Raw genomic sequence first — 13303 nt, forward strand, 5'->3', positions numbered from 1 at the left:
GTAACGAAAGGTTAAAAACTAGTAATTTCAGATTTGGCGAGGTTAGCATTGTAGTTGCCTTATAGATTAATTCCTAAGAGACATTTAGAGAATAGGCAAAAAATCTGCAACTATGAACAAAAAAGTAACTAACCATCGCCAACATTGGCAAGTAAAATTATTATTATTTTGCTTCCCTTTGTTAATTTTAACTGCTTGCGATCGAGGAGAGAGAGCTTCAAAACCACAATCATCTGCTATTCCACCAACACCAGCAGCATCAATAGATGAAGCACCAACAATAACTCGTAGTGCTGATAATGCAGTTCAACCTACACCTAATACAGAGCAATATAACCGGATTGAAGATAATCAATTTGTCACTGTCAAAAATCAGCCATTATCAACATTTTCCATTGATGTTGATACAGCATCTTATAGTAATGTGAGAAGATTCATTAATGAAGGACAAATGCCACCTAAAGATGCGGTGCGAATTGAAGAGATGATCAATTATTTTACTTATGATTATCCGCAACCAAATGGCGATCGACCTTTCACCATTTCCACCGAAATTTCCCAAACACCTTGGAATCCCAAACATAAATTAGTACAAATTGGATTACAAGGAAAACGCATCGCCTCAGAAAACATACCTCCCAGCAATCTCGTATTTTTAATCGATGTTTCCGGTTCGATGGAAGATCCGAATAAACTGCCACTTTTACAAACAAGTTTTCGTTTATTAACCAATCAATTAACCGCCAAAGATACAGTTTCCATAGTAGTCTATGCCGGAAATGCCGGATTAGTTTTGCCCCCAACTCCCGGAAACCAAAAAAACAAGATCATCTCGGCAATTTATAACTTAAAAGCAGGAGGTTCCACTGCTGGAGGAGAAGGAATTAAACTTGCTTACGAAATAGCCAAACAGAACTTTCTCCCATCAGGAAACAACCGAGTCATTCTCGCAACCGATGGTGATTTTAATGTCGGTATTTCCAGCGATGGAGAATTAGTTCGATTAATTGAAGATTACCGAAATCAGGGAGTTTTTCTTACCGTTCTTGGGTTTGGCATGGGAAACTTGAAAGATGCTAAAATGGAACAACTCGCGGATAAAGGTAACGGCAATTACGCTTATATTGACAATCTCCAAGAAGCAAAGAAAGTATTAATTACCCAAATGGGTGGAACAATTTTCACTATTGCCAAAGACGTGAAAATTCAGGTAGAATTTAATCCAGCGAAAGTGCAAGCTTATCGATTAATCGGTTACGAAAATCGAATGTTACAAGCAGAAGATTTTAACAACGACAAGAAAGATGCCGGAGAATTAGGCGCAGGACATTCGGTAACAGCACTTTATGAAATAATTCCTGTAGGCGTGCAAAGTGATGTCAAATTGTCCCCAGTTGATTCTTTGCGTTACCAACAAAATCAAGTTGATTCCCAAGCGTATCAAAATAACGAATTAATGTTGGTGAAACTGCGTTACAAAGAACCTAAAGACACAATCTCTAAATTAATTACTCAACCATTAATCGATGAAAATGTCTCATTCACCAACGCCTCAAATAACTTAAAATTTGCCGCAGCAGTAGCAGAATTTGGCATGATTTTAAGAGATTCCGAATTCAAAGGAACGGCGAACTTAGACCAAGTTTTAGAGTTAGCGCGTCAGTCTAAAGATGTAGACTTAGCTGGTTATCGCGCCGAGTTCATTAACTTAGTAGAAAAAACCAAATCCTTAGCTGTTTCCCAAAGATGAAACAAGAAAAAACAGACAAACATAGATGAATTATCCAAATCCCATCTGCGTTTATCTGCGTTCATCTGCGGTTAAAAAATTCTTCCCTGCATCAACTAAGGACGATGACTGCGGCGAATTTCAGTAATTTGATCTGCCACATCTAAAATTGCGGCTGGCATTTCTGGGCCTGTCATTATAATATCGACATGATGGGGACGTTTAGCGAGAAATTCCAATACTTCCTTTTCGGGAATTAAACCAAAATTTACCGCCAAACTTAACTCATCCAGAACTACCAAATCATATTTTCCTGTGGTGACAACTTTTTGAGTATACTTCCACAAATCGCGCAAAGAACGCATTTCGATTTCATCTAATTGTGGCGTATCAATGCAGCGTGGTAAATCGCAACGCACCCAATCTAAATTTTGTCCTAAACAAACCGGATGTTCATACCCCTGATTGATTCCTCCCTTGAGGAATTGCACTACCAAAACAGGCGTTCCTTGTCCGGCGATTCTTAACGCTTGCGCCATGACACTGGTGAAGAAACTGCGATGGGAAGAGGTAAAAACCTGTACCAATCCTTCAATTTCCGGTAATATGTCATGCTGCGTAGTTTCGTAACTTTCACGAACAGAACTAACAGTTGGGGTTTCTATCTGGGCTACCATAAGTCAACAAATGATGGTCAGCAACCTTCTGACCACACTATTTATTTAGTGCCGTCATTGGGTTTACCTTACAAAATATAGTGTATTTTTTGCTTAGTATCCATAATAAAACACTATATATATAATTAAGTCAATACTAAAATTGGTAGGAAATTCTTAACCTTTCCCGTCAAGTCGTAGGGTGCGTCAGAATACTAAATTTACTGATTAGCTGCAAAATTTTCTGCTCTGACGCACCCTACAGTTCTAGGAATAATTAAGCATCTATCATCAGTAAGAAAATCCCAGAGTAAATTAGATGTTAAGCTAATTTCGATTTTTGATGCCAATTTTGGGAGAAGTTGTGCTATGAGATTAATAATTTTAGGAGGCGCGGGTGCGGGGAAAGGAACCCAAGCGCAAAGATTATCTGCTCATTTATCTATTCCTCGCATTTCTACTGGGGATATTTTGCGGAATGCGATAATTACTGAAACGGAGTTAGGGAAGCAGGCGCAGGCGTTTGTGGCAAAGGGGGAACTCGTACCTGATGAGATTATGATTGAATTTATGCGGCAAAGGCTGTTATTATCTGATGTTGCTCAGGGATGGGTACTCGATGGTTATCCGCGAACGGCTTTTCAAGCAGAAGAGTTAGATTTTCTGTTAGCAGATTTGGGACAACAGCTAAATTGGGCAATTTGGTTAGATGTGCCTGAGTCGGTGTTAGAATTTCGTTGTTTAAAGCGGGGACTGATTGATGACCAACTAGAGATTATCCAGCGGCGAATTCAATTATTCCAAGAACGAACGGTTCCGATTTTGGATTATTACGGTTATCGCGAAAGGCTGTTATTGATCGATGGTGTGCAAACTCCCGAACAAGTGCAGCAAAGTATATTAAAAAGAATTAGTCAAACTGCTGTATCCTAGTTAAAATTTCGAGGCAAGTGCGATGTCTTGGCAACGTCCTGATGGTAGAGAACCTTATCAATTACGCCCGATTCGGTTTGAACACAATTTTACTCGGTTCGCTTCTGGTTCGGTGTTGACTCACTGCGGCGATACGCAAGTTCTTTGTACTGTGAGCGTGCAAGAAAGTGTGCCGAAGTTTTTGGAAGGTAAGGGTCAAGGTTGGTTAACTGCGGAGTATCGAATGCTTCCGGGTGCAACTCCCCAACGTCAAGAACGGGAATTTTTGAAACTTTCGGGTCGAACGCAAGAAATTCAAAGGTTGATTGGTCGTTCTTTAAGGGCGGCTTTGGATTTGAATGCTTTGGGTGAGCGAACAATTGTGGTTGATGCTGATGTTTTGCAAGCGGATGCTGGTACGCGAACGACGGCGATTACTGGGGGTTTTGTAGCTTTGGCGGATGCGATCGCAAAATTACTAAATGAAGGTAAGTTGGAGCGATCGCCAATTATTCACCAAGTCGCCGCTATCTCCGTCGGACTTCTCGCAGGTGAACCTTTCCTCGACCTCAACTATCCCGAAGATGTCGCCGCTGAGGTTGATTTTAACGTGGTAATGAATGAAAACCTCTCGATGATTGAACTTCAGGGAACCGCTGAACATGGTTTTTTCAGTCGTCCGCAACTAAATCAACTACTCGATTTCGCCGAAAAAGGTATTCGTGACCTCTTAGAAATGCAGCGGGAAACCTTGAATCTTTCCTTACCTAAATCTGAAGTGCTTGTGTAGAGGGCATTTCAGTTTGGGAGGGGGTTATATGGGCGCACCTTTTCCATTATGAGTCAAATAATACCAAAAAAATCAACTAATAGCAAGGGGTAAAAAGATAAAATTTTTTGAGGCAATTTTGCAGCGAACAAATGACTCAATTTGGTTTAAAAAAGGTGTAATCTTCCTCAAACACCTCTTCCCAAGAAAGAGAAGTTAACTCGCAGCGTTTACCCATTTCATCTTCGGCATCTTTTATCGCTCTTTTGAAACATTTCTGCCAAATAGATTCGATATAATTACGATTCAAGCTTGGAACTTCTTCTTGAATATCGGCAATTTCTAGACGGGCAGAACGAATGGTAATACTCCAACTAGAACTCCGCATTTCTGGCTGACATTTCCACTTAATGATATGAGCCATCAATCTAGTTAATTGACTCATCAGCGCCAACTTTTTCGATTTTCCCATTGATTCGATTAAAGTGTAGAGTCCCTGATTTGCTTCCATCAACTTTCCCTCTTCCAAAAGTTGCTGAACTAAGACAGCAGTTTGATATTCCGAACTCGCCGCTAACCATTCCCAATCTTGTAAAGTTGGCATATTTTACTTTTCTAGCAATGCAAATATATTCTAACTAGATCCCCGACTTCTTCAAGAAGTTGGGGATCTGAAGTTTACTGAGGTTGTTGTTGAGGACGATTTTGACGATTTTGGCGCATTTGTTGCATTTGTTGTTGTTGCTCAGGAGTTAAAACAGCTTGCATTTTTTGGCGAGACTCCTGACGAATGCGTTGAATTTGTGCTTGTTGATCCGCAGTCAGATTTAATGTAGACCAAAGTTGACCGCGTTGACCGCGACGTTGACGACCTTCTTGTGCTTGTTGTTGTCCTCTTTCTTGTCTTCTTTGTTCTCTGGCTGCACGCAATTTGTCTTTCTGTTCTTGGGTGAGAACGTTTTCAATTTGTTGGCGAGTTGCTTCCCGAATTTGGCGCATTTGGGTTTTTTGCGCGTCAGTTAAATTGAGTCGATTCCTTTTTCCTTGAGCCAAAATTAGCTGTTGCTCGGAAGTATTGGAAAGGGGTTTGGCTTGGGCTAAATTTACCCAAGCTGTAGACATTACTAATGTGGCGGTTGTTCCCAAAATTGCAATTAATTTGGTGTTCATAATTAACCCAATACAAAAACTGCACTTTTAGACGTGACTGGTTTCCAAAAGGTTCAGGTTTTTGTGATTTGTTTTCTGTAAGACTTCCGTACTGTCGCCTCAGCTAGTAAGGGCGGGTTTTGTTGAAAGGTTATCTGTTAGATGAAAGAGGTATCTGCTAAACCCGCCCCTACAAAAATGATCTAATTAGGTTCAGAAACCGGGTTTCTTTGGTAATTACGAATGGCTAAATTTGGTTGACTTTTGGGGAAATTTGTGCCAAAGAAAGCTTTGCAAAATTTTACTAAAACATAAAGATTTATTGCTCTAAAACAACAATTTTGTTGTTTTAATTTCTGCTAAATTCCAGGCAGGAAAGGGATTTGAGCGATCGCAAACCCAACAAAACCCGCAATATTACCTACTCCATAAAAGACTGTATCTCTGAGAGAATCAGAAACGATTTGATAATCAAGCAATTATCTTTCGGTTGTCAGGATAAGGGAGAAGTTTATGAAATTAGCTTACTGGATGTATGCAGGTCCGGCACATATTGGTACGCTACGGATTGCTAGTTCGTTTAAAAATGTTCATGCGATCATGCACGCGCCTTTGGGGGATGATTATTTTAATGTGATGCGATCGATGTTAGAACGGGAAAGAGATTTTACACCTGTGACTGCTAGTATTGTCGATCGTCACGTTTTAGCCAGAGGTTCCCAAGAAAGGGTTGTTGATAATATTACCCGCAAAGATCAGGAAGAACGCCCAGATTTGATCGTGTTAACTCCGACTTGCACATCTAGTATTTTACAGGAAGATTTGCAGAATTTTGTCGATCGCGCCCAGATTGAAGCGAAAGGCGATGTGATGTTAGCAGATGTCAATCATTATCGGGTGAATGAACTGCAAGCAGCCGATCGCACTTTGCATCAAATCGTCCAATATTATATAGAGAAAGCGCGGAAAAAAGGCAATCTTCCTGAAGGTAAAACCGAAAAACCGTCGGTTAATATTATTGGGATGACAACGCTAGGTTTCCACAATCAACATGATTGCATGGAACTGAAAAAATTAATGGCTGATTTGGGAATTGAAGTTAATCAAGTAATTCCCGAAGGTGCTTCCGTTCAGAACTTAAAGAATCTGCCGAAAGCGTGGTTTAACTTAGTTCCTTATCGGGAAGTTGGGTTAATGGCAGCTAAATATTTAGAACAAGAATTCGGCACACCTTATATAGATATCACCCCAATGGGAGTGGTAGAAACGGCGCGTTGTATCCGCAAAATTCAACAAGTAATTAATGCCCAAGGTGGGGAAGTTGATTACGAAGAATTCATCAACGAACAAACCTTGTATGTTTCCCAAGCTGCTTGGTTTTCTCGTTCCATTGACTGTCAGAATTTAACCGGGAAAAAAGCGGTTGTATTTGGTGATAATACCCACGCTGCTGCTATTACGAAAATTCTCGCTCGTGAAATGGGAATTCATGTAGTTTGGGCGGGAACTTATTGTAAATATGATGCTGATTGGTTCCGGGAACAGGTTAGTGAATATTGCGATGAAGTAATTATTAGTGATGACAATGGTGCGATCGGAGATGCGATCGCCAGAGTTGAACCTTCCGCCATTTTCGGCACACAAATGGAACGCCACGTCGGTAAACGTTTAGACATTCCCTGCGGCGTAATTGCATCACCAATTCACATTCAAAATTTCCCCATTGGCTACAAACCTTTCGTCGGATACGAAGGCACAAATCAAATAGTTGATTTAATCTACAATTCCTTCACCTTGGGAATGGAAGATCACCTATTAGAAATCTTCGGCGGACATGATACCAAAGAAGTAATTACCAAAGGAATTTCTGCTGATTCCGACTTAGGTTGGACAAAAGAAGCACAAGCAGAATTGAATAAAGTTCCTGGTTTTGTGCGAGGGAAAGTGAAGCGAAATACCGAAAAGTTTGCCCGTGAAAGAAACATTTCGCAGATTACTGTTGAAGTAATGTATGCAGCAAAAGAAGCAGTTGGCGCTTAGTTAGCTGTTAGTAGTAACTCAAGTTGCAAGTTACAAGTCTGGCTCTTTCTTAGCCCCCCTTTTGATCCCCCCTCCGCCCCCCTTAATAAGGGGGGAACCAGCGGAAGCTTCGCTATTAACATCACGGGGGTTTGGGGGGATCTAAACCTACTAATCACAGCCTTAGATCCCCCCTAACCCCCCTTACTCAAGGGGGGGACTCCGAAAGAATTAATAACTAGCAACTTGCGTTAGTAGGGTGGGCAATGTTCACCCTACAGAAATTTTCGCTTAGTTTAAATTGTAAAAAAAGGACTTACTTATGAGCAGTAACATATCCAATAACAGTTCAAATCAAAATCGACTGTACACCAGATTCCTTACTCATCTAAAAATACTTCAGTTTGTCGGTTATTTTATTGTAGTCGCAATTAATGCTTCTGTACTATTTTTTAACCAAGGATTCACCAGCCCATTCTTTTTCCTTTCTTTATTTAATGTTTTAATTAGCTGTGTAGTTATTTACGTAATTACAGAAAATTTGAGAGCAATTATCGACTTACTAAGTCGGATAGAACGAAATACAAGGTCTGAATAATGTATTGAGGATGTGCGATCGCACTCCACAGCAAAGACAGTTTTAGAGTAAATTATCTTTGAGGAGTTCAGCTTTAACATCATCTAAGCTAATTCCTTTTCCTTCTCGAAATTGCTGGCGAGATTTCTTGACTCTTTTTTTAAAGAGGGGATGATTTTCTAAATCGTAATCAAACACATCTTCTTCATCGGAAAAACCCCGCAATACAGCGATCGGCTTTCCTTCTTTCAAAATGATGATATCTTCCACTTCAGCAAGTTCGATATATTTTGAAACATCGGTTTGTAAGTCAGTTAAAGTTACTGTTTTCATAATCTATTCCTCCGTTTGTTCTGTAGTTTTACCTTCACGTAACAGCCAATCAGCTGCTTGTGATTTAGCAACAATGGCGATAATTTCCACAAAATTATCTACAACGTCATAGAAAACACGAATTTCATCAACCCGCAGTCGATATTGTGGTTTATCCATTCCCCGCAAGCGTTTAATTCTACTTTTACTTTCTTGAGTGGGGTTGTGTAATAGATGAATTTCAATTGCATCGATTACTTTGCTGCGATCGATCGGTCTGAGAAGTTTTAGGTCTTCTAAAGATTCGGTTGTAAACTGGATTTCATAAGGCATTTTTAAGCTGTATATATTTTAAACAATTCTAAAACATAGTGATGTATGCAGCAGAAGAAACTATTGAGGCATACGTATTAAGTCTTAAATTGCCCATAGTAAAAATGAAATCCCCCTCCAAAATCACTTGTAGGAGGCTTTCATCTTTAACTTTAATGGTTAAACTTGCACCTCCGATCTCCGCTGATTTTCATTTTTGAGAATGCAGTAAAACAAGTTAGCTGGGTTGTTTCCTCCACCCTTGCCATAAGCCTTAATGTAATTACTAAGCGCGTTTGCAACGTTTTGAGGTGAGGAAGAATTAACTAAAACCACCAATCCGGGCGTAAGTTCGATTCCAGCAGCTTCTACTTCGCTTAAAATTTCCGAAACTGTCAGTGCTGATGCACTAGAGGATACATTGTCAATCCCACTGAATTGCATTAGGCGATCTAGGCGTTCTAAGCCAATAGGACCACCAGCAAGCTCTTTGACATTGGCTAAACATTTGTTGAACTCTTGAAGACGTTCAAGGTGTTCGCTTCTCAATGCAGTAGGATTTGTGTTAAAATTAGACATAAAAGGCCACCTCCAGGGGCTAAATACTGGAAATCAACAAAATTTGTTAACGAGAGCCGACTGTTGGCGCAGTCGGCTTTCTTTTTTTATTTTAGGGGGCTGCAAGATATGCTGCAAGTGCTGTTTTTGGTGCATATAAAGTAGATTCAATAATAAACTTAAGGTATAATCATAGATTAATATTAGCAACCTTAAGTAACTTCATCTGCACCTCATGCAGGTTAAAGAAATATTGATGTCATATAATCAAATTCAACAAATCAGCCTATGAACACAGTACAAAATCGTTCCAGCCAAATGATTTTTGTCCACGCAGACCTTGATCTCTATGGTCTGAGTCCTTACGAGTTCAGGTTGTATGCACACATAGCTCGTAGACGCGAATGTTTCTCCAGCCTGCAAACAACTGCAAAAATTTGTAAAATGAGCGTCCGAAAGGCTCAATATGCTCTTAAAACTCTAGAAAAATTAGGATTAGTGCAAAAAACAGTTCGTAAGGGTAAAACAGACATTTATGAACTGACACCCAGGAATTGTTGGAAAGAGCCAGAGTACGATACGAATTTAGAAGCAGAGCGCAACAAGGTCAAAGCTTCTTTTGCAAAATCACGAGCATCAATATCCAGAACAATAAATAATGAAAATAATGAAGAGGAACTAGATTTTTAAACTAATAACAGGGTAAAAGCACGAAATTATTACTCACTTGTAAAAATGGAAATTGTAGACAACGTTAGTTATTATGAGAGGATGTAGCTATGTCAACTCCCATCCAAAACAACCAAAGAAGCACAATTGAAATAACCCTAACTCAAGAACAAAAAGAAACCCTAGAAAAAGCCGCTGCTATTAGTTCTCAAACTCTCAGCGAATATTTGTTAGCAGCCGCATTGCAACTAGCAGAAGAAACACCCTTGCAACCAGAAGCGATCGCACTTTCCGAAAAAGACTGGGAAATCTTTACTTCAGCCCTGGAAAACCCCCCCGAACCTAACGAAGCACTGAAAGCAGCTATTAAAAAACATCAAGAAAAATATGGCAAGTGGTAAACAATGGAATGGACTTTTTGCTCTATAGATGATGACTCAGTTAATAGGGAAAATTTTGACTGCGGTGTACCAGAGTTAAATGAGTATCTGAAAAAGTATGCAAGGCAAAATGATAGAAGAGGAATTGCTAAAACCTTTGTGGCAATTTCTGAAGATGGAAACAGAGATGTATATGGCTATTACTCTGTAGGTATGGCTGAAATTAAACGAGAGTCTCTACCTGCAAATTATCAGCGAGGAATACCCCGCTATCCTGTCCCAGCGATGCGCTTATCTAGACTTGCTGTAGCTTTGGCAATGCAGGGTAGAGGACTAGGGGAAGAACTTCTTATGGAGTGCTTTCGTAAAGCAGTTCGCCTATCTTCCGAAGTGGCAATATTTGCCGTCATAGTTGATGCTAAAAATCAGCCAGTAAAAGAGTTTTATTTGAAATACGGTTTTATTCCGTTAAAAGATAATGAGCTTTCAGTTTTTATACCGATCTCCACTATTACCGAATTCTTAGAAAATGCTTCATCTTAAATGTCGATCGCGCCTATCAAACTCAACTTTTACACCAAGAGCCAGAATTAGTTGTTCAGACACTTAAACTAAAATAATGAGAATGATAACAACAGCAACATTATTTCAGTGGGTAGAACTCAAACAAGATGTTCCTAATAGTCCTGTGAAAAAAGGTGATAAAGGAGTTGTATTAGATCATTTACAACCAACAAAACATCAACCAGAAGCAGGATATACTCTAGAAGTATTTCAAAATGGGGAAACTTTAGATGTGATTTCTGTACCAATTTCTTGGGTAAATCCTCTACCAGAAATATGGGGAAAGGAATAAAGCGATCGCTCTGCTACTATTTAAACATCTAGATCCTTTTGATCGTTTGAAGTTAAATTAAATAAAATGCGATCGTAATTTTTCATTAAAACAACCTAGTATGGACGCATCTCAACCTCCAATAGAACCGCCTTATTTTGAGATACTTACCCCCCTTGGCGTATTAGTCCGAACTACAGCTTCCTACTGGGCTAAAATCGTAACATTCAAACATCCAAACATGGCGGGACAAGAAAGTGCGATCGAACAAACTTTGCAACAACCAACAGAAATTCGCCGCAGTCAATCAGATCCAGAAGTATATCTTTATTACAGATCCGATCCACCTTATTTCATCTGTGTGGTAGCTAGACATTTAAATGGCGAAGGATTTATCATCACCGCCTATCGAACAGATAAAATCAAAAGAGGAGAAACTGTATGGAACCCGTGAAAATCTATTACGATAAATTAGGTAAAACCCTGACAGTTTGGTTTGACGATCCTAAAAAGGAGTTTATCGCAGAAGAAGCAGATGAAGAACTTTTGCTGATGAAAGATCGCAATGGTAAAGTAATTGGGTTTGAACGACTAAACTATAACTTGGGAAATGTTGACATCTTGCCAGTAGAATTTATTAGTGTTTAGCAGAGTGCGACAGAAACACCTTTGCAACCAGAAACGATCGCACTTTCCAAAAAAGACTAGGAAATTGATACCTCAGCAATTGAAAATCCCCCAGAACTTAACCCTAAACTCAAAGCAGCTATCAAACGTTACCAAGAAGAATACAAACAGAAATAAGTAAAGCAATAAATTTTTTGCTCATCTGCGTTCATCCGCGTTCATCTGCATTCATCTGCGTTAAAAAAAGCGATCGCACCCCCCACAAAAACCCCCCTGTACATCTGCGTTCATCTGCGGTAAAAAAAAATCTAACCTATTCACTCATCCACAATTTCTTCCGCCTCAAAATCAACCTTATCATAAACATCATCCAAAGACACTTCCACCGCAAAAGAACTAAAAACTAACGCCAAATCTTCCTCATCATAAACACAATAAGACCACCGCTTATTTTCCTGTTTAGAAAACTGTTCAATAAACCTCTGACTTTGGTCAATCAAAATATATTCTTGAAAACTTGGAATTGTCTGATAAAACTGAAACTTCCCACCTCGATCGTAAGCTTTAGTAGACTTAGATAACACCTCCACAATTACTTGAGGATTAGTAACAGTATCCTTTCTTTGCTCAAAATATTCTGGTTTTCCCGCAGTTACCATCACATCTGGATAAGTGTAACTTCGTTTTTTAGGTATCCATAAACGTACATCACCGATAAAAACTCGATAGTTTTGTCCTTTTAACGCAAGACTTAATGCGATGTAAACATTTCCCGCAATTTGATTATGATTAGTAGTTCCACCAGTCATCGGTACAATCTCCCCATCGTAATATTCGCTTTTGTATTCCGCCGCTTCTTCCAATGCTAAATATTCCTCTGGGGAGTAGTAACGTTTTTCAACTGCTTGGATAATTCCCGTCATTAGCTAATTCTCCTAACTAAATATTTTCCAACTTACTGGGAGAAATGCCGATCGCACTTCCCCCAATTTCCCCACTCAATCTTTTGCCTTATCCTCAGAATCTTCTATCAATTGAGCTTTAATTTCAACAATCTCTGGCGCTTCCGGTAAAGCAGGATTTTCCGATTTTTGTTGAGTCTCGGAAAGTTGTTCTTTTGCTCGATCGCCCAAATCTTTCGCCTTATCTTTTGCTTGTTTCGCAATACTCTGGGCTCCTTTCGCCAAAGAATTGAAATGGCGTTTTGTTTCCTCTAAATCTGTCTGAAATAACTCTTTAATTTGCCCTACTTTTTGATTCAAACCTTCTGAATAAAACTGTGGTTCTTGAAAAGTTGCTTCCTCCACAATTAACCGCTTACTACCGATACTCTGAATCTTAGAAATAGGTAAAATGTAAAGACCGTCTAAAATTCCCTTCCAACCGCTAGAACTAAACAAATAATTAGCGATCGCACCAGTTTCAGCGACAATTAAATAATCTACTAACTTGCCAACCTTACTACCAGTATCCGTCCAAACTTCATGACCAATTAAAGAATATACTTCATCAGGTTTTTCTACATTAGTAAACTCATCCCGGTTAATATTTACTAAAATGCTCTGTTCGCCAAATGATTCAATTTGTTGCCAAACTACCCCCTGTTTACTGCTACCCAAAAAACCTGACTTACAAGTTAAACCTAATACTTTATGAATTTGCGGATTTAACCACAAAGAGTCTACTCGTCCTAACTCTTCTGCGGTGCGGCGATCGAGCACCAACATATTAATTAGTTCACTTTGCTTAATCACTGATTCTTGTGTATTCATAAATTACCTCCTAACCTCTTAAATAAC

18 protein-coding genes are annotated in these 13303 nt (G+C 39.3%); 10 read left to right on the top strand and 8 right to left on the bottom strand.

Features of this window, described 5'->3' with window-relative positions:
• The first annotated feature begins 112 nt into the window (after positions 1 to 112).
• Complete coding sequence (locus ACE1B6_RS02530) at positions 113 to 1750, top strand: vWA domain-containing protein (protein WP_413255658.1); 1638 nt, start codon at positions 113 to 115, stop codon at positions 1748 to 1750.
• A 95-nt stretch (positions 1751 to 1845) separates the two neighbouring features.
• Here ACE1B6_RS02530 and ACE1B6_RS02535 read toward each other — a convergent pair whose 3' ends face one another.
• Positions 1846 to 2406: a P-loop NTPase family protein gene (locus ACE1B6_RS02535; RefSeq protein WP_413255659.1), complete on the bottom strand. Its 561-nt coding sequence runs from the start codon at positions 2404 to 2406 to the stop codon at positions 1846 to 1848.
• Positions 2407 to 2754: 348 nt separating this feature from the next.
• Between ACE1B6_RS02535 and ACE1B6_RS02540 the strand changes: the two genes are divergently transcribed.
• Positions 2755 to 3318: an adenylate kinase gene (locus ACE1B6_RS02540; RefSeq protein ID WP_413255660.1), complete on the top strand. Its 564-nt coding sequence runs from the start codon at positions 2755 to 2757 to the stop codon at positions 3316 to 3318.
• A 22-nt stretch (positions 3319 to 3340) separates the two neighbouring features.
• Entirely contained in the window at positions 3341 to 4087 is a 747-nt protein-coding gene (gene rph / locus ACE1B6_RS02545) for a ribonuclease PH (protein ID WP_413255661.1), read from the top strand.
• 136 nt (positions 4088 to 4223) lie between these two features.
• Here rph and ACE1B6_RS02550 read toward each other — a convergent pair whose 3' ends face one another.
• Together ACE1B6_RS02550 and ACE1B6_RS02555 are read right to left on the bottom strand one after the other, a co-directional pair.
• On the bottom strand, positions 4224 to 4670 hold the full coding sequence (locus tag ACE1B6_RS02550) for a DUF29 domain-containing protein (RefSeq protein WP_413255662.1): 447 nt from the start codon (positions 4668 to 4670) through the stop codon (positions 4224 to 4226).
• 74 nt (positions 4671 to 4744) lie between these two features.
• On the bottom strand, positions 4745 to 5236 hold the full coding sequence (locus ACE1B6_RS02555) for a hypothetical protein (protein ID WP_413255663.1): 492 nt from the start codon (positions 5234 to 5236) through the stop codon (positions 4745 to 4747).
• A 492-nt stretch (positions 5237 to 5728) separates the two neighbouring features.
• On the opposite strand from ACE1B6_RS02555, the gene bchB reads away from it, so the two are divergent.
• Positions 5729 to 7255 (top strand): ferredoxin:protochlorophyllide reductase (ATP-dependent) subunit B, encoded by a 1527-nt coding sequence (gene bchB, locus ACE1B6_RS02560; protein WP_413255664.1) that lies wholly within the window; start codon positions 5729 to 5731, stop codon positions 7253 to 7255.
• Between the two features lie 619 nt (positions 7256 to 7874).
• Here bchB and ACE1B6_RS02565 read toward each other — a convergent pair.
• The 3 genes from ACE1B6_RS02565 to ACE1B6_RS02575 form a co-directional block, all read right to left on the bottom strand.
• The gene (locus tag ACE1B6_RS02565; protein WP_413255665.1) at positions 7875 to 8144 is read right to left on the bottom strand and encodes a type II toxin-antitoxin system Phd/YefM family antitoxin; all 270 of its coding nucleotides are present in this window, start codon (positions 8142 to 8144) and stop codon (positions 7875 to 7877) included.
• 3 nt (positions 8145 to 8147) lie between these two features.
• Entirely contained in the window at positions 8148 to 8456 is a 309-nt protein-coding gene (locus ACE1B6_RS02570; RefSeq protein WP_413255666.1) for a type II toxin-antitoxin system RelE family toxin, read from the bottom strand.
• 159 nt (positions 8457 to 8615) lie between these two features.
• The gene (locus ACE1B6_RS02575; RefSeq protein ID WP_413255667.1) at positions 8616 to 9014 is read right to left on the bottom strand and encodes a hypothetical protein; all 399 of its coding nucleotides are present in this window, start codon (positions 9012 to 9014) and stop codon (positions 8616 to 8618) included.
• A gap of 267 nt (positions 9015 to 9281) precedes the next feature.
• Here ACE1B6_RS02575 and ACE1B6_RS02580 point away from each other — a divergent pair, with 267 nt between their 5' ends.
• From ACE1B6_RS02580 to ACE1B6_RS02605, 6 genes are all read left to right on the top strand, one after another.
• Positions 9282 to 9683 carry a helix-turn-helix domain-containing protein gene (locus ACE1B6_RS02580; RefSeq protein WP_413255668.1) on the top strand — a complete coding sequence of 134 codons (402 nt, stop codon included), beginning with the start codon at positions 9282 to 9284 and terminating at the stop codon, positions 9681 to 9683.
• 89 nt (positions 9684 to 9772) lie between these two features.
• On the top strand, positions 9773 to 10063 hold the full coding sequence (locus tag ACE1B6_RS02585; RefSeq protein ID WP_413255669.1) for a type II toxin-antitoxin system TacA family antitoxin: 291 nt from the start codon (positions 9773 to 9775) through the stop codon (positions 10061 to 10063).
• Between the two features lie 3 nt (positions 10064 to 10066).
• On the top strand, positions 10067 to 10585 hold the full coding sequence (locus ACE1B6_RS02590; protein WP_413255670.1) for a GNAT family N-acetyltransferase: 519 nt from the start codon (positions 10067 to 10069) through the stop codon (positions 10583 to 10585).
• A 76-nt stretch (positions 10586 to 10661) separates the two neighbouring features.
• Positions 10662 to 10898: a DUF4926 domain-containing protein gene (locus ACE1B6_RS02595; protein WP_413255671.1), complete on the top strand. Its 237-nt coding sequence runs from the start codon at positions 10662 to 10664 to the stop codon at positions 10896 to 10898.
• A gap of 100 nt (positions 10899 to 10998) precedes the next feature.
• Entirely contained in the window at positions 10999 to 11331 is a 333-nt protein-coding gene (locus ACE1B6_RS02600; protein ID WP_413255672.1) for a DUF4258 domain-containing protein, read from the top strand.
• Positions 11319 to 11525: a DUF2283 domain-containing protein gene (locus ACE1B6_RS02605; protein ID WP_413255673.1), complete on the top strand. Its 207-nt coding sequence runs from the start codon at positions 11319 to 11321 to the stop codon at positions 11523 to 11525. Before ACE1B6_RS02600 ends, ACE1B6_RS02605 begins: the two co-directional genes overlap by 13 nt.
• 296 nt (positions 11526 to 11821) lie before the next feature.
• Here the strand turns inward: ACE1B6_RS02605 and ACE1B6_RS02610 are convergent, their stop codons facing one another.
• Both ACE1B6_RS02610 and ACE1B6_RS02615 read right to left on the bottom strand, forming a co-directional pair.
• The gene (locus ACE1B6_RS02610; protein WP_413255674.1) at positions 11822 to 12427 is read right to left on the bottom strand and encodes a Uma2 family endonuclease; all 606 of its coding nucleotides are present in this window, start codon (positions 12425 to 12427) and stop codon (positions 11822 to 11824) included.
• Between the two features lie 75 nt (positions 12428 to 12502).
• The gene (locus tag ACE1B6_RS02615; protein WP_413255675.1) at positions 12503 to 13276 is read right to left on the bottom strand and encodes a PRC-barrel domain-containing protein; all 774 of its coding nucleotides are present in this window, start codon (positions 13274 to 13276) and stop codon (positions 12503 to 12505) included.
• Positions 13277 to 13303: the final 27 nt, after the last annotated feature.

It is taken from the genome of Floridaenema fluviatile BLCC-F154 (genome assembly GCF_041929135.1).
Lineage (GTDB): Bacteria > Cyanobacteriota > Cyanobacteriia > Cyanobacteriales > Aerosakkonemataceae > Floridanema > Floridanema fluviatile.